Origin of the sequence: Priestia sp. AB, assembly GCF_028369225.1 — a bacterium.
Lineage (GTDB): Bacteria > Bacillota > Bacilli > Bacillales > Bacillaceae_H > Priestia > Priestia megaterium.
This window is the reverse complement of record NZ_JAQMYN010000023.1, coordinates 1-22,583: the sequence shown is the minus strand read 5'-3', so window position 1 is coordinate 22,583 and position 22,583 is coordinate 1. Positions and strand designations below refer to the sequence as shown.

20 protein-coding genes and 2 riboswitches are annotated in these 22,583 nt (G+C 37.6%); of the genes, 18 read left to right on the top strand and 2 right to left on the bottom strand.

The genetic code is table 11. The annotated features are described in order from the left end of the window. Positions 1–60 precede the first annotated feature (60 nt). A riboswitch (TPP riboswitch) is annotated at positions 61–175 on the bottom strand. Positions 176–256: 81 nt separating this feature from the next. After that, the gene (locus tag POF52_RS28880) at positions 257–547 is read right to left on the bottom strand and encodes a hypothetical protein (protein WP_013055185.1); all 291 of its coding nucleotides are present in this window, start codon (positions 545–547) and stop codon (positions 257–259) included. A 457-nt stretch (positions 548–1,004) separates the two neighbouring features. Here POF52_RS28880 and POF52_RS28875 point away from each other — a divergent pair, with 457 nt between their 5' ends. The 5 genes from POF52_RS28875 (at position 1,005) to POF52_RS28855 (ending at position 6,435) form a co-directional block, all read left to right on the top strand. Next, positions 1,005–1,829 (top strand): undecaprenyl-diphosphate phosphatase, encoded by an 825-nt coding sequence (locus POF52_RS28875; RefSeq protein WP_013055186.1) that lies wholly within the window; start codon positions 1,005–1,007, stop codon positions 1,827–1,829. Positions 1,830–2,102: 273 nt separating this feature from the next. Then, positions 2,103–2,242: riboswitch (cyclic di-AMP (ydaO/yuaA leader) on the top strand. A gap of 106 nt (positions 2,243–2,348) precedes the next feature. Next, positions 2,349–3,608 (top strand): cation:dicarboxylate symporter family transporter, encoded by a 1,260-nt coding sequence (locus tag POF52_RS28870; RefSeq protein ID WP_013081565.1) that lies wholly within the window; start codon positions 2,349–2,351, stop codon positions 3,606–3,608. Positions 3,609–3,821: 213 nt separating this feature from the next. Continuing rightward, on the top strand, positions 3,822–4,853 hold the full coding sequence (ytvI, locus tag POF52_RS28865) for a sporulation integral membrane protein YtvI (RefSeq protein ID WP_013055188.1): 1,032 nt from the start codon (positions 3,822–3,824) through the stop codon (positions 4,851–4,853). A gap of 160 nt (positions 4,854–5,013) precedes the next feature. Beyond that, positions 5,014–5,619 carry a DedA family protein gene (locus POF52_RS28860; protein WP_013081566.1) on the top strand — a complete coding sequence of 202 codons (606 nt, stop codon included), beginning with the start codon at positions 5,014–5,016 and terminating at the stop codon, positions 5,617–5,619. A 24-nt stretch (positions 5,620–5,643) separates the two neighbouring features. Then, positions 5,644–6,435 carry an EcsC family protein gene (locus POF52_RS28855; protein ID WP_013081567.1) on the top strand — a complete coding sequence of 264 codons (792 nt, stop codon included), beginning with the start codon at positions 5,644–5,646 and terminating at the stop codon, positions 6,433–6,435. 132 nt (positions 6,436–6,567) lie between these two features. On the opposite strand, the gene POF52_RS28850 is transcribed toward POF52_RS28855, so the two are convergent. Continuing rightward, entirely contained in the window at positions 6,568–7,881 is a 1,314-nt protein-coding gene (locus POF52_RS28850) for an APC family permease (RefSeq protein ID WP_176586331.1), read from the bottom strand. Positions 7,882–8,202: 321 nt separating this feature from the next. On the opposite strand from POF52_RS28850, the gene POF52_RS28845 reads away from it, so the two are divergent. From POF52_RS28845 to POF52_RS28785, 13 genes are all read left to right on the top strand, one after another. Beyond that, a complete protein-coding gene (locus POF52_RS28845) occupies positions 8,203–8,748 on the top strand; it encodes a hypothetical protein (protein WP_271997312.1) in 546 nt (181 codons plus the stop codon). Between the two features lie 19 nt (positions 8,749–8,767). Beyond that, positions 8,768–10,993, top strand: a complete 2,226-nt coding sequence (locus POF52_RS28840; protein WP_271997310.1) for an alpha-galactosidase — start codon at positions 8,768–8,770, stop codon at positions 10,991–10,993. A 147-nt stretch (positions 10,994–11,140) separates the two neighbouring features. Further along, the gene (gene bioB, locus POF52_RS28835) at positions 11,141–12,136 is read left to right on the top strand and encodes a biotin synthase BioB (protein ID WP_075422412.1); all 996 of its coding nucleotides are present in this window, start codon (positions 11,141–11,143) and stop codon (positions 12,134–12,136) included. A 242-nt stretch (positions 12,137–12,378) separates the two neighbouring features. Further along, complete coding sequence (locus POF52_RS28830) at positions 12,379–12,957, top strand: glycerol-3-phosphate responsive antiterminator (RefSeq protein WP_025753238.1); 579 nt, start codon at positions 12,379–12,381, stop codon at positions 12,955–12,957. Positions 12,958–12,977: 20 nt separating this feature from the next. Continuing rightward, complete coding sequence (locus POF52_RS28825) at positions 12,978–14,093, top strand: ABC transporter ATP-binding protein (RefSeq protein ID WP_271997303.1); 1,116 nt, start codon at positions 12,978–12,980, stop codon at positions 14,091–14,093. Then, positions 14,090–15,025, top strand: coding sequence for a carbohydrate ABC transporter permease (locus POF52_RS28820; protein WP_016762892.1), 936 nt, complete (start codon positions 14,090–14,092; stop codon positions 15,023–15,025). Before POF52_RS28825 ends, POF52_RS28820 begins: the two co-directional genes overlap by 4 nt. Further along, positions 15,022–15,834, top strand: coding sequence for a carbohydrate ABC transporter permease (locus POF52_RS28815; protein WP_013081575.1), 813 nt, complete (start codon positions 15,022–15,024; stop codon positions 15,832–15,834). The genes POF52_RS28820 and POF52_RS28815 overlap by 4 nt, the downstream gene beginning before the upstream one ends. Positions 15,835–15,847: 13 nt before the next feature. Then, positions 15,848–17,188: an ABC transporter substrate-binding protein gene (locus tag POF52_RS28810; RefSeq protein WP_271997299.1), complete on the top strand. Its 1,341-nt coding sequence runs from the start codon at positions 15,848–15,850 to the stop codon at positions 17,186–17,188. An 86-nt stretch (positions 17,189–17,274) separates the two neighbouring features. Beyond that, positions 17,275–18,012, top strand: coding sequence for a glycerophosphodiester phosphodiesterase (locus POF52_RS28805; protein WP_016762894.1), 738 nt, complete (start codon positions 17,275–17,277; stop codon positions 18,010–18,012). 503 nt (positions 18,013–18,515) lie between these two features. Further along, a complete protein-coding gene (locus tag POF52_RS28800) occupies positions 18,516–18,839 on the top strand; it encodes a DUF3870 domain-containing protein (protein ID WP_013081578.1) in 324 nt (107 codons plus the stop codon). A 93-nt stretch (positions 18,840–18,932) separates the two neighbouring features. Then, positions 18,933–20,099, top strand: a complete 1,167-nt coding sequence (locus POF52_RS28795; protein ID WP_271997294.1) for a DUF819 family protein — start codon at positions 18,933–18,935, stop codon at positions 20,097–20,099. Between the two features lie 60 nt (positions 20,100–20,159). Then, a complete protein-coding gene (locus POF52_RS28790) occupies positions 20,160–21,233 on the top strand; it encodes a dipeptide epimerase (RefSeq protein ID WP_013081580.1) in 1,074 nt (357 codons plus the stop codon). 32 nt (positions 21,234–21,265) lie between these two features. Continuing rightward, positions 21,266–22,279, top strand: coding sequence for a C40 family peptidase (locus tag POF52_RS28785; RefSeq protein ID WP_271997290.1), 1,014 nt, complete (start codon positions 21,266–21,268; stop codon positions 22,277–22,279). Positions 22,280–22,583 lie beyond the last annotated feature (304 nt).

The window sequence follows — 22,583 nt, the reverse complement described above, 5'->3', positions numbered from 1 at the left end:
TCGGGTTCTGTGATAGACAGAACCCGATGGAATAGGCGAAAAAAGAATAAACATATACTATTCTTTTTAAGACTACTTCCCTCCGCTGGTATAACCCAAATCAGGTTCAAAGGGTTAAAGAGTTTTATTGCACTCTTCTCTCAGTCTGAGCTATCAGACACCCCTAGTAGAAATAACATTCAAATTATTCAATTTACGGCTTAAGTTTACCATCATTCGGTAAAAAATCAACCCTTAAATAAAAAAAGCTAGACAATTAACGTTGTCTAGCAGCATCGATTGCAATCACAATAGCTGTAATAATGTGCATGATAAACCCTAAAAATGGAATCCAAGCAACCAGTGAAGTAACAATCCCTAGTATGTTTCCATACGCAGATAACCCTCGTCTATTAGCTAAAATGAGTGTGATAGCATGAAGAATAAATCCAATAAAAAGAGGAGTATAACTAAAGCCCATAACGATCCCCGCGCCAATTAAAGGAATTCCCAGCAAGGCTTCATACCCAGCAGTGACCCATTTCATTGTACGTACATTTCCATTCATAGTAAAAAGCCTCCTAAAAAAGATACTACTATATACGAGAAAAGAGAGAAAAAAGTTTCAAATTGCTTAGGGGATATGTCGTATAAGCAAGCACTAGTTGATTAAAATGATAGATGACAGTAAAGGGGATGGAAAAAACATAATGATTTAGTCATTTTTTCACGCTAAAGAAAAATAGTCTAGATGATTCATTTTTAGCTAAGGGACCGGAATTTATACCGAACATAGTGACTACTTTTTAAAATAAATAAAAGCTGATATCGTGTTTTTTGATTATAGCATGTAAGGTTTTTATTACGAATTATTAAAGATTCTTATCTTTTTGCAAATACACATTGTATTTCATAGTTTTAACAATTATGATAAAAAAGCAAGTGTCAAAATAGGAAAATAGTTGAGCATGTAAAACGAAGCGATAAGCTTATTAATTTGAAAGAAAGGCAAGGTACATAGCTTTATGTGGGAAATTATTGTAGCAATCATTTTAGGGATTGTAGAAGGTTTAACAGAGTTTGCTCCTGTTTCGTCAACTGGGCATATGATTATTGTGGATGACCTGTGGTTAAATTCAAAAGAATTATTTTCATCTCCAGTAGCTAATACATTTAAAATTGTTATTCAGCTAGGGTCGATCTTAGCAGTAGTAGTTATTTTTAAAGATCGTTTTATTAATTTATTAGGATTAGGAAAAAAACCAGCTGCTCCAATTGGACCGACAAATCGCTTGAATTTAATGCAGGTAATTGTTGGTCTGCTACCTGCAGGAGTGTTAGGACTTTTGTTTGATGATTACATTGATGAACATTTGTTTTCTTTAAATACGGTGCTAATTGGCTTAGTAGTCGGAGCTGTATTAATGATTCTAGCAGATTTGTTTGGACCTAAACGTCCGCGCGTAGAGACGGTGGACCAAATGTCTTATGGACAAGCACTGGGTATAGGACTGTTTCAATGTATTGCTCTTTGGCCAGGTTTTTCTCGTTCAGGCTCAACGATTTCAGGAGGAGTTCTTCTTGGAATGAGCCATAAGGCAGCCGCAGATTTTACATTTATTATGGCAGTGCCAATCATGGCAGGAGCAAGTGGACTTTCATTGGTTAAAAACTGGCAGTATTTCACATCAGATGCACTACCGTTTTTTATTGCTGGTTTTATCAGCGCCTTTATTTTTGCGCTGGTATCTATTCGCTTTTTCCTGAAATTAATTAACCGTATCAAATTAGTACCATTTGCACTATATCGAATAGTTTTAGCAGCTATTCTATATTTTGTATTTTTATAAAATAAACACGCGTGTTCTTTAGTCCCTTAAACTTCTAATAGAGACTCAAAGAGCAAGAAAAAGCTATTGCAACATTGCAATAGCTTTTTTGCATAAATATATATTATCGCCTTTTGAAAGCGTTTTATAAACATAGGTATTGACAAAACGTGTCGAAAAATAGTAAATTAATATTTGTGCAGTATAAAGTTAAGTAAAAGTAAGACTTCTGTTTAGTTTTATTGACTGTAAAAAACGTATGACAACGTATAGATCGTTTTAATTTTATAAAAACTGAATAATAAGCTTAATCGTATAGAGCGGGGGAATCATTATCGGCAGTAAAGCTGCCTTGGGGTGAATCCTTACAAAAGGTAGGAAACTCTCAATTCCGAATCCGACAGTTAACCCCGTTTGCTTTATTGAGAGAAAGAGCCCAAAATAGCGTAAGTAAAAGGCTGTTCTTTCTTAAGAATAGTCTTTTTTTGTTTTTTCAGAAAAATATATACAAATGTCATACATCTTTGGGGAGGTACATCTATGAAAAAAATTCGTTTTGGTTTGGCTACGCAGATTTTTACCGGATTAATCCTCGGTGTTCTTGTAGGGGTAATTTGGTTTAACGATCCGCGTGTAGTAACATACCTACAGCCGCTAGGAGACCTATTTTTAAGATTAATTAAGATGATTGTTATTCCAATTGTTATCTCAAGCTTAGTCGTTGGAGTTGCAGGAGCAGGGAGCGGTAAACAGGTCGGAAAGCTCGGCGTTAAAACCATTCTCTATTTTGAAATTATTACGACTTTTGCAATTATAATCGGTGTATTGGTTGCTAATATTTTTCATCCTGGGCAAGGTGTAGACATTCATTCAGCACAAAAGGGTGATATTTCACAATATGTTGAAACATCCAAACAGCAAGAAGGAAAGTCAGTGGCTGAAACTTTCTTACACATTGTTCCGACAAACTTTTTCCAGTCAATTGTTGAAGGAGACATGCTAGCAATTATCTTCTTTACAGTGTTATTTGCACTTGGAGTAGCGGCAATTGGGGAAAGAGGAAAGCCAGTTGTACAATTCTTCGACGGTGTTTCTCACGCAATGTTTCACGTGGTAAACCTTGTAATGAAAGTGGCGCCAATTGGTGTATTTGCTTTAATTGGTGTAACAGTTTCAAAATTCGGCTTAGATTCACTCCTTTCATTAGGAAAGCTTGTTATCTTAGTTTACTTAGCGTTAATTTTCTTCCTACTTGTTGTATTAGGAGGAATTGCGAAATGGGCAGGAATTAACATTTTCCACTTATTCCGCTATATGAAAGATGAACTGTTGTTAGCATACAGTACATCTAGTTCTGAGACAGTTCTTCCGCGTATTATGGAAAAACTTGAAAAGATGGGCTGTCCAAAAGCTATCGTATCGTTCGTTGTACCAATTGGCTATACATTTAACCTAGATGGTTCCGTTCTTTATCAAGCGATTGCAGCGTTATTCTTAGCGCAGGTGTACGGTATTGATTTAACGATCGTTCAACAGCTGACGCTCATTCTGGTATTGATGGTTACATCTAAAGGAATGGCTGCCGTGCCAGGAACATCATTTGTTGTATTGCTGGCTACTCTTGGAACAATCGGCGTTCCGGCAGAAGGGTTAGCCTTCATTGCTGGAGTAGACAGAATCATGGATATGGCACGTACGGTTGTTAACTTAGTAGGAAACACACTAGCAGCAATTGTGATGTCTAAATCTGAAGGCAAATTTGACCCTAAAAAAGGTACAGAGGTCATGAGAGCCGGCTAATTTATAAATTAAAAAGCTACTTATTCTATTCAAAAAATTAGAATAAGTAGCTTTTTTCGTAATAATTCCTTTATTATTATGGAAATTGACCCTATAATATGTAACATCAGGTATAAATATATCCAAATTTTATTCTTACATAAAAGCAGTCACTGGTTCCTTTCTTTATCAATAAATATAGAGATAGCTTAGCTAGTTGGGGGATAGTAGAGTATGTGGAAAAAGCGAATATGGGTCATCGCCTCGATAGTAATCGTATGTTTGTTAATCCCTTACAGTTTACCGATTGTGTTTGCTTTATTAACAGCATTAGCGCTTGAGGGTATTGTTCAAAAATTGCATCAATCTTTTAAAATGAAGAGAGTCTATGCAGTGCTTATGACCTTCATTTTATATGTTGTTTCGCTCATACTTATTGGATTTTTTATTGTTCGGACAATCGTTACGCAAGTGGTTGCTCTTTCAAAAATAGCGCCTTCCTTTGTAAAAGAAATCTATGAAACCGCGATTTATCCAACTATTATTAAGTGGAAATACTATTCAAACGCTCTTCCTACAGAAGTGATTTCTTCTATCGAGCGCACGCTTGAAAAAACCGTAAATTCATTAGATTCTCTATTAAAAAGTACCGTGGAAATCATCATTAGCTTTGCCGCTACTGTTCCTGGGTTTCTATTAGAGTTTCTTATTTATTTAGTAGCGCTTGTATTTATCAGCCTTGAGCTGCCTGCTATTAAAAATAAAATTAAGTCATTTTTAACAGAAGAAACGAAATATAAGCTACAAGTTGTCATCACTCAGCTTATCCAAGCGGGGGTTGGTTTTATTAAGGCACAAATTATCTTAAGTGTCATGACGTTTGTAATGGCTTATGTAGGGCTTTGGCTATTAGATGTTCCGTATACCGCGCTGCTTAGTTTATTAATTGTAATTGTCGATATCTTACCAATCCTTGGGACAGGCTCGGTGCTCGTTCCATGGGGAATTTTTGCTCTTACGCAAGGGCATGACTCATTAGCAATCGGCTTATTTATTCTATTTGGAGTCATTACGGTAGTAAGACGTGTAGTAGAACCAAAAGTATTTTCTACAAATATGGGTATTTCACCTTTGGCTGCACTAGTTAGTTTGTACATTGGATTTAAACTTTTAGGCTTTGTCGGATTATTTTTAGGACCGGCTTTAGTTATTTTATACGATGCTCTTCGTAAAGTAGGTATTATTCAAATTAACTTTAAACTATAAAAGCGCTGGATAAAACTAGCGCTTTTTTTTATTGAAACTTTTGTAGTACGTAATACGTAAAGAGGGAAAGGAAAAAACTATGCCGCGTTGGTTTTTATCTATCAATCGGCTAAATTATAGTTTTGCAGTCTTAGATTTAATGACATGAGGAGGAGAATTTTTGTTAGAGTCGGTTTTACTTTCTTTAATTGAAGCGCTAAAACAGCTCTCTTATTTTGGCGTAATTCTAGCATTAACGTTTGAGTTTGTCCCGGCAGAGCTTGTTTTACCTTTAGTAGGGTATTGGGTGTACCAAGGTGATATGAACTTGTATCTGGCTATCCTTGCAGGTACAGTAGGCGGTGTTTGTGGACCGTTGACTCTTTATGGACTGGGACGTTACGGTGGACGACCGCTGGTTTTAAAATATGGAAAATACTTTTTGGTGAAAGAAAAAGAAATTGACGCCGCCGATCGCTTTTTTAATAAGTACGGCAGCGGGGTTGCTTTTTTTGGACGCTTTATTCCAGGAGTGCGCACGGCTATCTCTTTTCCGTGCGGGATGGCAAAAATGAATGTATGGCTGTTTTCTATTTATACATTTGTGGCGATGCTTCCAGTAACGGCTATTTACGTATATTTAGGATATAAGTTAGGACCTAAGTGGAAAGAGGTGGGGCCGATTGTGTCTCAATATATGCAGCCTATTGGAATCGGAATTGTTGTTTTAATTGCATTGTTTTTTATCATTAAATATGTGAGGAATAAACAAGTAGGGCAGAGCTGATAAATCGAGGAAAAGAGTGAGGATATGTCAGAGCATGAGCAGTTAAGAGTAGAGTTACGAAAAATTGAAAAGTGGGAGAAAGACCAAAAAGGACTTTTTTTCTGGGAGCGGCTGGCTCGTTTGCCTTTTTCAGCTTTAGATAAAGTAACGCCAAAGTTCATTCATCAAAAAATAGAAAAATTATTAGATGAAATTGCTAAGTATGTTGATAATGGAGGCCAGTATTTAGCTAATACGTCTGCCACGCTAGAAAAAGCATCAGCACAATTACAAGAAAAGAAACAGCTTTCGATAGAGGATATTCAGCATTTATCTCTGCAAGAAATGGATGAATTGGCAGAGCATTTTATTGAAGTCCGAAAAAAGAACGCACAGCTTCAAGGAGCCACAACCGGGATAGGCGGGATTTTTACACTAGCTATTGATGTTCCTTTTGTATTAGGGCTTACACTTAAGACACTGCAAGAAGTGGCTGTTTCTTATGGTTACGACCCCACTGAGCAAGAGGAACGAATTTTTATGGTCAAATGCATGCAGTTTTCGTCTTCTGACATTGTAGGGAAACGTGCGATTTTAGAAGAATTAGCAAGCGGAAATCGAACGCAGAGCTTGCAGCAGCTGCAAGGGTGGAGAGAAGTGTTTCTAACCTACAGGGACAACTTGGGCTGGAAAAAGCTGTTCCAAATGATTCCTATAGCAGGAATGGTATTTGGAGCGTATATTAACAAACAAGCAATTAGCGATATAGGGGAAGTTGGAATGATGCTTTATCGTAAAAGACGTATTTTGGAAAAAGTCTCACAATCGCAAAAATAAAAAGAGACTGGTACGAAAGTATTTTAGTTGAAGAAAAATCCGAACGAGTTTGATTCTTGGTTGAGAATCAAATACGTTCGGATTTTTTCATTGGTATAGTAAATGTAGCTTTCATGTGTTAAGTCTAGTTCCTTAATCAAAATGAAAAGTAGGAATGGTAATAGTATTTTTTCGTCTAGCAATCAGTAAATAAATAATTCCGATTATACTCCATATAATACCGATAAATAAGGATGTTGTTTCTAAGTTAAGCCACATAAAAAACAAAAATAAACTGCCAAGTAAAGGCATAAGTACATATGAAATATATCCACTGAAGGAACGCTTATTTTGATGAATAAAATAATGGATAAAAACCGCTATGTTCACTGAACTGAACGCAATTAAAGCACCAAAATTAATTAAAGAGGTAGCTTTTTCAAGAGACAGACCTAGTGAAATTAAAGAGAGGCCACCAATAATCACCACGTTCCAAATAGGCGTCTTTGTTTTAGGGTGAATATAGCCAAAAATTCTCCGAGGAAGATAACCATCTTTCCCAATTGCATAGAGAAGTCTTGATGCACTCATATGTGAGACAAGTCCAGAAGCAATAGTTGAAGTCAAGGCCGCTGCTACAAAAATAGATTGAAAAAGCTGGCCGCCAATTTTATAAGCAATTTCTGCTGATGCACCTTCTAAATCATGAAACAAAGAGGCTGAAGGGAAAAGGAGCTGAGCAAAGTAAGAAACTGTGATAAATAAGGCGCCTCCCGTACATGCAATAATGAGAATCCCTTTAGGGATGGTTTTCTCAGGCTTAAGTGTTTCTTCGGCCATGGTGGTTACAGCATCAAATCCTAAAAAAGAAAAGCATAAAATAGCTGCTCCGTTTAATAACAGAGATATAGAGGCCGATTCACTTATAAACGGTTTAAATGATAGCTCTTGGCCTTGAGTTGTAGCACTTAAAATAATAAAGATAATAGCGACTAAAATTTGAAAAGCAACTAATAGCGTACCCAAAGAAACGGTTAAATGAACGCTAAAAATATTCATTATGGTCATGATCACAACAAAGCTGATAATCCATACGGCCTTTGGAACACCTGGAAACAGAGAGCTTAGGTAAATATTTGTCAAAAGTGCATTGATCATTGGCAGAAATAGATAATCAAGAAGAGCCGTCCATCCTACCAAAAAACCAATGCTTGGATTCATTACTTGCTGTGCGTATGTATAAGAGGAACCAGCTCCGGGAAAAGCTTTTACCATTTTTCCATAACTAATGGCTGTAAATAAAATAGCAATCAACGTGAATGCATAAGCGCCTGAAACATGTCCATCTGTTGATTCAGTTACAATGCCAAATGTATCAAAAACGGCCATAGGTGCCATGTAGCCTAAGCCTATCACGACGATATGCCATAATTTTAGTTGTTTAAGAAGAGAAGGTTCATGATTCATATTTGTCGTCCTTTCTGTGTATAATCATTCTTCATTATTTATTATTATACTATATTATTAGGTTTGTCATCTTTTTTTGAAAAAGAAGAGAAAATTGCGCGCTAAGAGATAAAAAGCGTTTAATTGATTACTAGATAAAGCAAAAAAATGCTTTTTTTCACTTTGATTTTTACCATTGAGTCTAGAAAGTATTTTACATAAAATGAAAGAAAGTAAAAAAGCTTCGTTTAGGGTGATCTACTTGTAATAAATACGAAAACAAATTTTTGAATGCGGTTACATTTTTGTTGGTATACAAAGTTAAGAATGATGGTAAAGGAGATGAAGGAAGTGATTGCTACACCCTATATAAACTTGGAGATAAACAAGGAACCAGGTGTGCATGTCGTATTGGATGAAACGAAAAAAGATGGTGTTTATTTTATTAAATTAACGGTCAAGTCGGTTAAAAAAAGAATTCTTCCAAAAATGAAATTAAAATGGAGCGTTCCATTGTTAGATATCCAACTATATAAATCTTTACAAACTAGTAAGGGCGATGTGAGTGCCTCTTTTGTTCATTGTTTTATGAATAAGAATGGTTCTAACCGTTACACCATTGCATGTTCAGACATGCATCATCCTATTTTGTGTGCCACTAATTGGAAAGAAATGTGTCTAGATATAGAAATGACTTTATTTAGTGAAAGCACTTGGTCTCTTCATAGCTATGAAACTGAACTGCGAGTAGACACAAGAATGGTTGAAACAGAAGAGTTATTCAAAGATTTAGCGAAATGGTATGAGAGAAAAGAGATTAATCTAGCATCTGCTTTTGAGCATGCAACGGCAATAGATGAAAAAGGAAATGTGTCGTTAGATATTTGATGGTAAGGAGAGGGATAAAGTGGGAATCTTATTTAATGAACGTACAAAGGAATTTCACCTGCAGGGACGCGATGTAAGTTATATCTTTTCAGTGTTGAGAAACGGGCAGCTCGGTCACTTGTACTATGGAAAAAAGCTTAAGCACCGTTCATCTTTTCAGCATTTTTTACGTGTAGAAACAAGAGGAGCTAGCGCTTCGGTATATGAAGGAGAACTAGCATTTTCTCTTGAAACAATCAAACAAGAGTATCCTTCTTATGGAACAACAGACTTCAGAGAGCCAGCCTATCAACTTCTTCAACAAAACGGAAGCCGAATCACAAATTTTGAATACGATAACCATAAAATTTACAAAGGCAAGAAGCCATTAAACGGCTTACCTGCTACATATGTAGAAGAAGAGAGTGAAGCCACGAGTGTAGAAGTTGAACTGATTGATAAATTGCTCAATGCATCACTTATTTTAACGTATACCGTTTACGAAGACCGAAATATTATTACGCGTCACGCACGATTTGAGCATAGAGGAGAAGGACCAGTCGATATTTTGCGTATCATGAGCGGCAGCATTGATTTGCCTACATCAAATTATGAGATGGTTCAGCTTTCCGGTGCGTGGATTCGAGAAAGACACGTGAAAACACGAATGCTTCAGCCAGGTATTCAAAGTATTTCTAGTGCGAGAGGTACAAGCAGCAGTCAGCAAAACCCATTTTTAATTTTAAAGAATCCAGCTGCAACTGAACACAGTGGAGAAGCGTATGGTTTTAGTCTTGTATACAGCGGAAACTTTCTTGGACAAGTGGAAGTAGATCATTATGATGTATCAAGAATAACGATGGGCATTCATCCTTTTGATTTTCAGTGGCGACTAGAAAGGGGACAAACTTTTCAATCACCAGAACTAGTACTGGCTTATTCAAATAGCGGGCTAAACGGCCTTAGCCAAGAGTATCATGAGCTTTATCGCAAGCGTCTTGCTAGAGGAAAATGGCGGGATTTGGAGCGACCAGTTTTAATTAATAACTGGGAAGCGACGTATTTTGATTTTAACGAAGAGAAAATTGTACATATTGCCAAAGAAGCGCAAAAGCTAGGCGTTGAACTTTTTGTATTGGATGACGGCTGGTTCGGTAAACGTAACGATGATACAACTTCTCTTGGAGATTGGTTTGTAGATGAAAATAAGCTTCCGGGCGGTATGAAGTCATTGGCTCAAAAAGTAACGGATTTAGGTATGGACTTTGGGTTATGGTTTGAACCTGAAATGATTTCAAAGCAAAGCAACTTGTATGAAAAGCATCCAGATTGGTTGATTCATGTGGCAAATCGTCATCAGTCTCATGGACGAAATCAATACGTGCTTGATTTTTCAAGAGAAGAAGTAGTGAATTATATCTATGAACGAATGGAAGCTATTTTAAGTGAAGCACCTATCTCTTATATAAAATGGGATATGAATCGAAATATAACGGAGATTGGATCTGTTGGGCTGCCCGCGAACCGTCAGTTTGAAGTAGTACATCGCTATATTTTAGGTGTGTATGACTTGTATGAGCGACTAACAAGGAAGTTTCCGGCTATTTTATTTGAATCATGTGCAAGCGGGGGCGCTAGATTTGATCCGGGAATGCTTTATTATGCTCCTCAAGCTTGGACGAGTGATAACACGGACGCGATTGAACGTCTAAAAATTCAGTACGGCACGTCTTTTGCCTATCCAATCAGTTCAATGGGAGCACACGTATCGGCCGTACCAAATCATCAAGTACGCAGAGTAACAAGTCTAGAAACAAGAGGAGACGTTGCGTATTTTGGCGCATTTGGTTATGAGTTAGATGTTACGCTGATGACAGAAGATGAAAAAGAAACCGTAAAACAACAAATTCAGTATTATAAAAAACACCGATCCCTTATTCAAAATGGCATATTCTATCGTTTAAAAAGTCCGTTTGAACAAGATGGAAATGTGACGAGCTGGATGGTTGTTTCATCCGATCAAAAACAGGCAATCATCGGTTATTATCAAGTATTGTCTAGACCAAATCCTTCTCACGAACGCATTGAGCTAAAAGGGCTTCATCTTGATTATGAATATACAGTGATGGAAACAGATCAAACAGCTTATGGAGATGAGCTCATGTACGCAGGTATTGCTCTAACTCATGAGTATCCGGGTGTTGAAGCATACGCTGAAAAATCTGGAGACTTTGTATCGGTTATTTACACACTGCAAGCACAATAAGCAAAAAGCCACTTCTATATCATAGAAGTGGCTTTTTGAGTTAACTATTATTTATACAGTGTTGACATAAAAGGAGAAGTAATGGTAACTTTTAGTTATAATTGTTAACTTTATATTTTTTTAGTTTACTAAAGTGGAGGGGAATCGATGGAAACCACAAGTTTAAGAGATTGGAAAGCACTTGCTCAGTCTATTATTAAAGGGAAAGAAATTACATATAACGAAGCGCTTCAACTTCTTTATGTACCGGATGAAGAAGTGTTAGAGGTCATGAATGCCGCGTACTTAATTCGTCATCATCATTATGGAAAAAAAGTAAAGCTTAATATGATTATTAATACTAAATCGGGTTTATGCCCAGAAGACTGTGGATATTGTTCGCAGTCGATCGTATCAGAAGCGCCGATTGATAAGTATGCGTGGTTAACAAAAGAGAAAATTATAGAAGGTGCTTTTGAAGCTCAAAAAAGAAAAGCAGGTACATATTGTATCGTGGCATCAGGCCGCCGCCCTACGGATAAAGAAGTAGCGCACGTAGTGGGAGCGGTAAAAGAGATCCGTCAAAAGACAGACTTAAAAATCTGTGCTTGTCTAGGATTTTTAACAGATGATCAAGCACACGAACTAGTCGAGGCGGGTGTTCATCGCTATAATCATAATTTAAATACTCACGCTGATAACTATGACAATATTTGTTCTACGCATGGCTATGAAGATCGAGTTGATACGGTTACTACATCTAAAAAAGCAGGTTTGTCACCTTGTTCCGGTGCGATTTTTGGAATGGGCGAGACAAATGAACAAGCCGTGGAATTAGCTTTTCAAATTAAAAAGTTAGATGCAGATTCTATTCCATGCAACTTTCTTGTTGCCGTTCCAGGAACGCCTCTAGAAGACAAAAAGGCGTTAAAGCCAATGCAATGCTTAAAGCTGTTAGCGATGATGCGTTTTGTAAATCCAACGAAAGAAATTCGAATTTCAGGAGGCAGAGAAGTCAATCTCAGATCACTTCAGCCGCTTGGTTTGTTTGCTGCAAACTCAATTTTTGTAGGTGACTATTTAACGACTCAAGGTCAAGAACCTACAGCTGACTGGGGTCTGATTGAAGATTTAGGATTTGAAATTGAAGAATGTGCACTGTAAAGCCGTTGAGAAATCAACGGTTTTTTGATTTTTAAGCGATTTACAGGAACTATACGGTTTTTTTACAAAACTCAACAGCTTCTTTATATTTCCTTCATAAATAACCATTATTATAAAACATGTGAACGATAAGTGAATAGTTACTAAGGTTATGAAATTGAGAAACCACAAAAAACAATAGGTCTATATCAATACCCTATGCGTTTTTTGTGGTTTTTTGTGAATGAAAGGAAGGCATCGTTTTGAATAAGGAAGCAGATTTCTTACAACAGCTTGGGCAAGACCGTTTGATTGCATCCATTAAAAGCCCGAAAAATTTAGAACAATTTTTAGAAACAGAGATCCAGGCCGCCTTTTTATTAACGGGCAATATTAGTGTGATTAAACGCTATGTAGATTTACTCAAACAGCATAATCGAACGGTTTTTTTACACGTTGAAAAAATTCCAGGGATTAGCTATGACCGAGAAGGGCTTAAATTCCTTGCTAAGTTTGTAAAACCTACAGGTATCGTAACCACTAAAAGTTCACTCATTAATTACGCAAAGCAAGAAGGACTGGTTGCTATTCAGCGGCTGTTTCTAGTGGATACAGACGCGGTAGCACAAGGGTTGAAAACCGTTCAAGATATTAAACCGGATGCATTAGAACTAATGCCAGGATTAATTCCGGAGATGATAGAGAAAGTCGTTAAAAAAACAAGTATCCCTATTATTACAGGTGGACTCATTCAAAATGAAAGCCATATCCAAGCTGCTTTAAAAGCAGGAGCTACGGCAGTTTCTACAGGGAAATCATGGTTGTGGAAAAAATATGAATGATAGAGAAAGGAGCGTTTTTAATGAAAAAAGTAGAGCTAGTTAACATTGGGAAGTCATACGATCAAAAAACAAATGTTATTCAAGATATTAACGTCACAATTGAACCGGGAGAGTTTTTTGTACTAGTAGGTCCTTCCGGATGTGGGAAAAGTACAATGCTGAGAATGATTGCCGGATTAGAAGAACTCACGCAGGGAGAGCTACTGATTGGAGATGTAAAAGCAAATAAACTGCTTCCAAGTCAGCGCGATTTGTCAATGGTGTTTCAAAACTATGCCTTATATCCGCATTTGACAGTGGAACAAAATATTCTTTTTGGCCTGCATACAAAGAAAATTTCAAAGCAAGAACAGCAAAAGCGCTGCAGGGAAGCAGCAGAGATGCTAGGTTTAAGTGAATATCTAAAGAGAAAGCCTAGACAGCTTTCGGGAGGACAGCGTCAGCGTGTAGCGCTTGCACGTGCTATTGTTACTCATTCGCCTATTTGCTTGATGGATGAGCCGTTATCAAACTTAGATGCGAAGCTGCGCGCGAAGATGAGGTCAGAAATTCGCCAGATTCAGCGTAAGTTAGGTATTACGATGATTTATGTCACGCACGATCAAACAGAGGCGATGACGATGGCGGATCGAATGATGATTTTAAATGGAGGAAATATTCAACAAGTTGGACGTCCGCTTGATATTTACAATGCACCAAAGAACACGTTTGTAGCATCTTTTATAGGTTCTCCCCCTATGAATTTATCAAACGTTTCTATAGAAAATAACTTACTAGTTTTTGAAGATAGAAGAGCTATTTCTATGAGTACACCACACAGTAACCTTAACGGTAAAAAAGAAGTTGTGGTTGGAGTGAGACCTGAGCATATACAGCTTGCGACAAACGATAATACGAGTTTTATTGTGGAAGTAGATAATGTAGAAATTCTAGGCACGGAAACACTGCTTACATTTCATATGGGTGACAAGCAGTGGATGGCTAAGTGGAACGGTCAATGGACTATAAAGGTGGGAGAGCGAGTTCCTATTTTTATCGATCCAAAACACCTGTTTTTATTTGATGGCGATACAGGTTCATGCTTGCACTACGAACCATCAACGGAAGATTTAACTGTAAAGGGGGCATTAGTATGAGTGCTGTTACCAAAACAGCAAACTCACCTGTTTCTGTTTTAGCAAACCCAAAAGAAAAAAAATCAATGCCTACTATCATTGTTGGACTAGCTTATTTACTGCCATCATTACTGTTATTTAGTGTATTTCTTTTCTACCCAATGATTAAGACATTATATTTAAGTCTTTTTATTACGGACACACAGGGAAATCCCTTGAATTTTGTAGGACTGCAAAATTTCTTATATCTATTTACAGATCCTAATTTCTTACAAAGTATGAAAGCTACTTTTCTATTTGTACTCTACACAGTACCTATTGGCTTAGTTATTGCCTTATTCCTAGCGCTAATCGCAAATGAAAAGCTAAAAGGAATTGGTTTTTTCAGAACAATGTTTTCATCTACGATGGGAATGAGCGTAGCGGCTTCTTCTGTGATTTGGATGTTTATGTATAATCCGACAATCGGGGTTATCAATAAAGTATTAAACCTTGTAGGGATTCACGACGTGCAGTGGTTATTAGATCCTAAGTATGCATTGGTTGCTGTGTCTATCTCGACGATTTGGATGAACATTGGGTTTACCTTTTTAATTTTACTTGGCGGGTTGCAAAATATTGATGAAAAGCTGTATGAAAACGCGCGTATTGCTGGAGTTAGCTATTGGTATCAGCTCCGTAAAATTACGCTTCCTATGCTTTCGCCAACGCTGTTTTTTATTATTACGGTTTCCTTTATTAACGCGTTTCAAACGTTTGGACAAATTGACATTTTAACAAAAGGCGGACCTACAGATTCCACAAATGTCATTGTTTATTCAATCTACAAAGATGCATTTGTAAACTACAATGTTGGCTCTGCAAGTGCTCAAGCTACAATATTATTTTTCTGTATTCTACTGGTTACCGCTCTTCAATTCAAGCTTGGAGAAAGGAAGGTACATTATCAATGAGCATCACGAGAAAATGGACAACTTATTTGTTACTCATTGCAGCTACTTTAGTATTGATGTTTCCTATTCTATACGCTTTTTCCATTAGTTTTATGAGTGGAGCGGAAGTGTTAGAAGGGAAGATTTGGCCGTCATCTTTTTCATTTGAAAACTATCGGGACGCTTTTGAAAAAGTTCCGCTGCTTCATTATTTAATTAACAGTTTTGCTGTGTCTATCTTTGTCATGGCCGGGCAGCTGTTAGTTTCAAGTTTGGCAGCTTTTGCATTTGTATTTATTAAATTTAAAGGAAGAGATGCTATTTTCTTTCTCTTTATTTCTACGATGATGATTCCATGGGAAGCAACGATGGTTCCTAACTTTTTAACAGCACAAAAGCTAGGATGGATTAACAATTATTTAGGATTAACGATTCCTTTTTTTGCTTTAGCGTTTGGGACATTTTTGTTGCGTCAGCAGTTTAAAACCATTCCGAATGAGTTATATGAAGCTTCTCAAGTTGCAGGGATCAGCCGCTTTCGTTTCTTTTGGAACGTCGTGCTCCCTGTGTCTAAAACAAGTCTAGTTACGCTTGGTGTATATAGCTTTTTAACAACATGGAATATGTATTTATGGCCACTATTAGTGACAAATACAGAGGATGTTCGTACCGTTCAGATTGGTTTAAAGCAAATGCAAACACAGGAGATTTCAACTGATTGGGGAGTGGTTATGGCCGCTGTCGTTGTTGTAATCTTACCGACATTATTACTATTATTCCTAGGTCAAAAACGTCTTCAAAAAGGATTAACCCAAGGTGCAATTAAATAGGAGAGTGAATGTGATGAAAAAGATATTGGCTATCGTAACGGCATGCTTGCTAGTTATTCTAGGTGCTTGCTCAAATTCAACTGGTTCTTCGGAAGCGCAAGAAACAAAAAAAACAGCATCAGGTAAAACAGAAGTCATATTTTGGCACGCTATGAGCGGTGACCTTGAAAAATCACTCAATAAAATTGTCGATGAGTACAACAAATCTCAGGACAAAGTCGAAGTAAAGCCTGTTTTCCAAGGAACGTATGAAGAAGCACAAACAAAATTTAACACAGTAGCAGGAACAAAGGATGCACCGGCTATTATGCAAACGTTCGAAGTGGGAACAAAATTCATGATAGACAGCGGTAAGATTCAGCCTGTTCAAAAGTTTATCGATCAAGACCACTATGATACTTCACAGTGGGAGAAAAACATTTCAAGCTATTACCAAGTAGATGGAAAGCAATACTCAATGCCGTTCAACTCTTCAACACCTGTTCTTGTTTATAATAAAGATGCCTTTAAAAAAGCAGGGTTAGATCCTGAAAATCCTCCAAAAACGTATGATGAATTAAAGGCGGCTGCAAAGAAATTAACAGAAAAACAAGGAAATAAAACATCGCAATACGGTTTTTCAATTCTAAATTACGGATGGTTCTTTGAAGAGCTAGTTGCTTCTCAGGGCGGCTTGTATGTAGATCACGAAAACGGCCGTAAAGGTGATGCTGAGAAGGCAGTATTTAATGGAAAAGAAGGACAAAACGCATTTAATTTAATCAATGATATGTATAAAGAAGGTACATTCTACAATGTAGGACAAAACTGGGATGATATGCGCGCAGCATTTCAATCTAAAAAAATTGCAATGTTCCTGGACTCATCAGCAGGTATTAAAACACTAGTAGACAATGCTCCATTTGATGTAGGCGTATCTTATATTCCTGTCCCAAAAGAAGAGGATCGCCAAGGAGTAGCTATTGGCGGAGCATCTTTATGGATGTCTAAAGGAATCAGTGATGAAACATCAAAAGCAGCCTGGGACTTCATGAAATATTTAGCAACACCAGAAGTTCAAGCAAAATGGCACGTAGAAAGTGGATACTTTGCAGTTAACCCAAAAGCGTATGAACAAGATATTGTGAAAAAAGAGTGGGAGAAATATCCGCAGTTAAAAGTAACGGTTGATCAGCTTCGTGAAACAAAGCCTACTCCAGCTACACAAGGTGCTTTAATTTCTGTGTTTCCTGAATCGCGTCAAAAAGTAGTAACAGGGATGGAAAGCCTATATCAAGGAGTAAAGCCAAAAAAAGCGCTTGATCAAGCAGCAAAAGAAACAAATAGAGCATTAGAAGTAGCCAATCAAAAATAACGTATGATTACGAAGCTCGTCTTTCAAGTTATTTTGAGGACGAGCTTTTTACTTAGTGAATGACTAGTTAGGAGAGATAGAGGACAATGAATAGTTCAATTGATCTTTATGCGCATCGCGGCTTTAGCGGACGATATCCTGAAAATACAATGATTGCATTTGAAGAAGCTAGGAAAATGCAAGTTGCAGGTATTGAATTAGATGTACAATTAACAAAAGACGGGGAAATAGTAGTTATTCACGATGAACGAATTGACAGAACGACGAATGGAATGGGGTATGTTCAAGAATTTTCATACAAACAGCTGCGTTTATTCGATGCTGGCAGTTGGTATGACTCTCGTTTTTCTAAACAATCGATTCCGACATTAGTAGAAGTGTTTGAGTGGATGATGGACAAAAAGACAAAATTAACGGTGAATATTGAATTAAAAAATGACCGAATTTACTATCCAAAACTTGAAGAAAAAGTTCTTCGTCTAATCGATGAGTTTGATTTAGAAGATCAGGTTATTTTGTCATCTTTTAACTATGATAGTTTGGCTAAAGTGAGATCTCTCCATTCATATATACCAACAGGTTTTTTATTTGAAGGGGTGAGCGAAGATGCGATTGGAAAAGCAAAATCGATAGGAGCGCACCTACACTGTGATATGTCGTTTGCTCTTTCTGCGTATGGGAAAAAAGCAAAGCAAGAAGGATTAGACTTGCGGGTGTATACGATTAATGAAATGGATAATTTTTTAAAGCTCCAGCAGGTTTCAGTAAAAGTGGTGATGACAGATTACCCTAACCGTTTTTCCTCTACCATGTTCAAAGGATGACGTAGAAAGAAGCTGTGACAAAAGTACTTGATCCACAGTGAAAAACGAACCCTTGATCAACATGTTTGATTAGTGGTTCGTTTTTTTGTTGTGGTGAACGTGAGTTTCATCTGTTTCGGTCCTTCTAGCAGTTGATTGGAGGGCAAGGCGAAGACTCCTGCGGAAAAAGCGCAAGCAACGAGGAGGCTCAGCCACCGCCCGCGGAAAGCGAAGTCTTGCATGGAAATCAACTGCGGTGTAACAAGCGGTTCAGCTCATGTCTCCCATTTGTTCGTCTTTAGGTTGGATTAAGTTTGTTATGTCTCAATCTCTTTTTTTTGAAAAATTATTATTTTATTCTGAATAGTATAAAAGTTATATTGTGAAATTGTTTTATAGATGATATATTAAGAATAGATTATAATGTTCCTTATGAAAGCGAATACATGTTGCGTAGCTCCGCAAACGTTCATTTGCCGGTCCCTAGCATCGTCTGTTATCTCTTTTAGGAGGAATAAAAAATCATGTATGATCAAGATACTATCTATATTATTGGAGATGCCAAAGCTCCTCAAAGCAATCCGATTACTAAAAAGTTCAATCAGTATTTTTTAGGACTGGTAGTTGATAAAACAAATGGAAAAATTATTGATGTGGAATGCTCAGCGACGATTGAGTTGACCGTTCGATTTGTTCAATCAATTTTTATTGGACGTCATATAAGTGATCTCACCCTTACAGACGACATTAACAGCCGCTACTTCGGGTCTTCCCAAAAAGCGCTGGTGGTAGCGTTTCATGATGCACAGAAAAAATATCAGCAAATAACAGCTGCTTTGTCTACATAGACCTAGACGAAATCCAGCCTGACGTTTTCAAACGTTGGGCTGGATTTTGTTTTGTATAAAAATATTTTAGTGGAGATGAAGGGGGAAGAATAAATGATTCAAGATGGATTTATGTATGTGAGTGTGTTAACTGCCTTTGCTGCGCTCATGGTAGGGATTGAAAAAAGATTTAAAGCCAATCGATTTTTTAAATTTATCCCGGGTATTGTACTTATTTATATAGGAGCTGCTCTTATGCAAACGGCAGGGGTATTTGGGGATAGCGAATCAAATGTCGCCATGTATACGGGCGTTAAAAATGCACTGCTTCCGGCCATGCTGATGCTTATGCTGTTAAAGTGTGATGTTCGAAGTGTAATTAAACTTGGTCCAAGAATGCTGGGAGGATTCATCGTTGCGGTTTTTAGCATAATGGTAGGTTTTATCCTCGTCTATGCCATTTTTAAGAATTTCTATGTAGAGGACACGTGGAAAGCTTTTGGTGCTTTATCAGGAAGTTGGACCGGAGGATCAGCTAACATGGTTGCTCTCCAAGGGATTTTGGATGTTCCAGAAAATATATTTGGCTACGCTCTTATGATGGATACGATTAACTATGCTGTATGGGTTATGTTTATGTTTTGGCTTGTACCATTTGCATCTGAATTTAATAAATGGACAAAAGCAGACGTCAGCTTTATTGAGAATAGTATAGATGAAGTCGCAGCAACTTCTGAAAGCGAAAAAGAAGGCCCGCAGTTTCAGCATCTTCTTTATTTACTTGGTCTAGGTTTGTTCGTTTCAGCATTTTCTACGTTTATCGGAGGGCGTTTGCCTGAAGTGGGAGCGGTTATTAATGCAACGAGCTGGACGATTATGATTGCTTCTGTGGTTGGTCTAGTGCTTGCTGTAACCCCAGCGGCAAAAATTCCAGGTACGCTCGATGTATCAAACGTTATGTTATACATCGTTGTAGCGTTAATTGCTTCCCAATCAGATTTTTCAAATTTAGCTCAGGCTCCTATTTACTTAGTATCTGGTTTTCTTATTATGTTCGTGCACTTAGTGATCATGCTGTTGCTAGCTAAACTATTTAAATATGATTTATTTACGCTCGGAGTAGCAAGTTTAGCTAATATTGGTGGAATGGCGTCTGCTCCAATGCTTGCAGCTGCCTATAACCGTGCACTGATTCCGGTAGGAGTTATTATGGCTCTGATGGGTTCCTTCTTAGGTACTTATTTTGGTATGATGATCGCCAAAGTTTTAGGGGCGATCTAAGAATAAACCAAAAATACGTATGAAAGAATATTTGTGCTGAATCGAAAGGAAGCGATTGAAATGATAATTAAAGACATAACTGTAAAGCATCAAACCGTTCCACTGCTCGTTCCGTTTAAAACAGCGCTTCGAACAGCAACAGAGATAGACAGCATAAGTGTAGAGATTCAGTTAGAAAACGGAATAAAAGGAAAAGGAGCGGCTTCGCCAACATATGTTATTACAGGCGATTCTTTAGAAGGCATTCAAGCTGCACTTCAAGGACCTATTAAACTAGCGCTAATAGGGGAGGATATACGTCAGTTTCAAAAACTCTTAAAAAAAATTCAAAGCTGCTGTATTCACAATTCAAGTGCTAAAGCAGCTGCTGATATCGCTTTGCATGATGCCTATACAAAGTTTCTTAACATTCCTTTATATGCTTTCTTGGGCGATAAGCAGCCTATCTCTACGTGTATGACGATAAGTGTTGATACACCTGAGAAAATGGCTGAAGACGCACAAAAAAGTGCAGCGGACGGATTTGACATTTTAAAAGTAAAGGTAGGTTCAATTCCTGAGCTAGACCTTGAGCGTATTAAACATATTCGCTCTGTCATTCCGGATCATGTAAAACTTCGTTTGGATGCAAATCAAGGATGGACTCCAAAACAAGCAGTGCAATTAATTAATAAAATGGAAACTCTCAACTTTGGTATTGAATTGGTAGAACAACCTGTCCCTGCTCATGATTGGGAAGGGTTAAAGTTTGTGACTGAACGAGTAAACGTACCCATTATGGCAGATGAGAGTCTATTTTCTTCCAAAGATGCATTAAGGCTTGTAAGCGGGCGGTACGTGGATCTTTTGAATATTAAGCTAATGAAGTGCGGAGGAATTAATGAAGCAAGAAAAATCGCAAGTATTGCTGAGGCGAACGGTGTTGCATGTATGATTGGAAGCATGATGGAACCATCACTTTCCGTGGGAGCAGCTGCTCATCTGGCAGCCGCTCATCCGAATATCACGTATTTTGACTTAGATGCTCCTCTTTGGCTTTCAACTGAACTGGATGTGTTAAAGTACAGCGGTCAAGAGGTTTTCTTATCAGATCTTCCTGGAATAGGAGAAATCACCGTTCCTATCTCAAAATAAAAGGATAGTACTATAGTAGAAGGAGAGAGACGATGAATATAAAACGTTGGCTTTTAACGGCAACAACAGTTATTTTAGCTACATTTGGGGTCAGTGCAGTTTCTTCTGTTCATGCTTCTGAAGAAAAAGAAACTGCTTATATAGATGTCGCAGCAGCTACTCTGTGGACAGCACCAGACATCTTGCGGGAAGTGGACGCTCCGTCAGCTACTAATCCTGTAGATATGAGAAAGTGGACCACATCGATGAATTTGAAACAGAAGCAGCAGTTATCTAGCGATGGGATGCTTGAGACACAAGCGTTATATGGAAACAAAGTAACGGTTTTAGACGAACAAGGAGACTGGGTCAAAGTAGCTGTAGACGGACAGCCTACTTCTCGAAATGAATTAGGATATCCCGGATGGATGCCTACTAAACAATTAATCTATAGCAAAAGGTACGAACAGTATGCAAAGAAGCCTTTTGTAATGGTGACGGCTCCGACTGCTTATTTATATCATTCGCCTTCTTTGAAAAAGAAAGGTATTGAAGTTAGCTATAATACGCGCTTACCTCTTTTGGCAAAGTCAAAGAGTGCATATAAAGTATTAAAACCAAATGGAAAGACAGCATGGATTTCTACGAAAGCAGGAAAAATCTACGCGTCTCAAAAAGATATTCCTGTACCAACTGGCACGGAGCTTGTTGAAAGTGGAAAGGCATTTTTAAATCTTCCATATTTATGGGCTGGCATGAGTGGTTTTGGATTTGACTGCTCTGGATTTACGTTTACGATGTACCAATCCCATGGTATTACGATTCCACGTGACTCAGGGCCACAGTCTCGAGCAGGGAAACCAGTAGATATGAACAACCTTCAACCTGGAGACTTATTGTTCTTTGCCTATAACCAAGGAAAAGGAAGCGTCCACCATGTAGCAATGTATGCTGGAGATGGCATGATGATTCATTCGCCGAACTCCGAGCGGACAGTAGAGATTATTCCTTTAAACACGAAGGGATATATTGAAGAGTATGCAGGTGCACGTCGTTATTTACCTTAATCAGTAAGATAAGAAAGAAGCTCTTTTTGTGAAGGGCTTCTTTTTTTAGTATAGATTCCGGATGAAAAATTAGAAAATTTAGTTTATTTATGTTTAACTACTTCTCGGTAAGGGAAGAAATTAAACAAGAGAAAAAAATCATTTTTCTTCTTGAAACATATTGACTTTATATGCAAAGCGTTATATTATTGTAAAGCGTCGTTGAGACATACTCTTAACAACGAAGCTAAAAAAAGAATTTTAAAAAGTTGTTGACATTACGTTGACAACTTGATAAGATAATAAAGTCGCTTAAGGGCGGCGG

Bases quoted from the DNA above. Each gene is read 5' to 3' on its own strand.
- ytvI (WP_013055188.1), top strand. From the start codon at position 3,822: ATGTGGAAAAAGCGAATATGGGTCATCGCCTCGATAGTAATCGTATGT.
- POF52_RS28795 (WP_271997294.1), top strand. From the start codon at position 18,933: ATGATTCAAGATGGATTTATGTATGTGAGTGTGTTAACTGCCTTTGCT.
- POF52_RS28785 (WP_271997290.1), top strand. From the start codon at position 21,266: ATGAATATAAAACGTTGGCTTTTAACGGCAACAACAGTTATTTTAGCT.
- POF52_RS28855 (WP_013081567.1), top strand. From the start codon at position 5,644: ATGTCAGAGCATGAGCAGTTAAGAGTAGAGTTACGAAAAATTGAAAAG.
- POF52_RS28815 (WP_013081575.1), top strand. From the start codon at position 15,022: ATGAGCATCACGAGAAAATGGACAACTTATTTGTTACTCATTGCAGCT.
- POF52_RS28820 (WP_016762892.1), top strand. From the start codon at position 14,090: ATGAGTGCTGTTACCAAAACAGCAAACTCACCTGTTTCTGTTTTAGCA.
- POF52_RS28800 (WP_013081578.1), top strand. From the start codon at position 18,516: ATGTATGATCAAGATACTATCTATATTATTGGAGATGCCAAAGCTCCT.
- bioB (WP_075422412.1), top strand. From the start codon at position 11,141: ATGGAAACCACAAGTTTAAGAGATTGGAAAGCACTTGCTCAGTCTATT.
- POF52_RS28850 (WP_176586331.1), bottom strand. From the start codon at position 7,881: ATGAATCATGAACCTTCTCTTCTTAAACAACTAAAATTATGGCATATC.
- POF52_RS28810 (WP_271997299.1), top strand. From the start codon at position 15,848: ATGAAAAAGATATTGGCTATCGTAACGGCATGCTTGCTAGTTATTCTA.
- POF52_RS28790 (WP_013081580.1), top strand. From the start codon at position 20,160: ATGATAATTAAAGACATAACTGTAAAGCATCAAACCGTTCCACTGCTC.
- POF52_RS28845 (WP_271997312.1), top strand. From the start codon at position 8,203: ATGAAGGAAGTGATTGCTACACCCTATATAAACTTGGAGATAAACAAG.
- POF52_RS28870 (WP_013081565.1), top strand. From the start codon at position 2,349: ATGAAAAAAATTCGTTTTGGTTTGGCTACGCAGATTTTTACCGGATTA.
- POF52_RS28875 (WP_013055186.1), top strand. From the start codon at position 1,005: ATGTGGGAAATTATTGTAGCAATCATTTTAGGGATTGTAGAAGGTTTA.
- POF52_RS28825 (WP_271997303.1), top strand. From the start codon at position 12,978: ATGAAAAAAGTAGAGCTAGTTAACATTGGGAAGTCATACGATCAAAAA.
- POF52_RS28880 (WP_013055185.1), bottom strand. From the start codon at position 547: ATGAATGGAAATGTACGTACAATGAAATGGGTCACTGCTGGGTATGAA.
- POF52_RS28805 (WP_016762894.1), top strand. From the start codon at position 17,275: ATGAATAGTTCAATTGATCTTTATGCGCATCGCGGCTTTAGCGGACGA.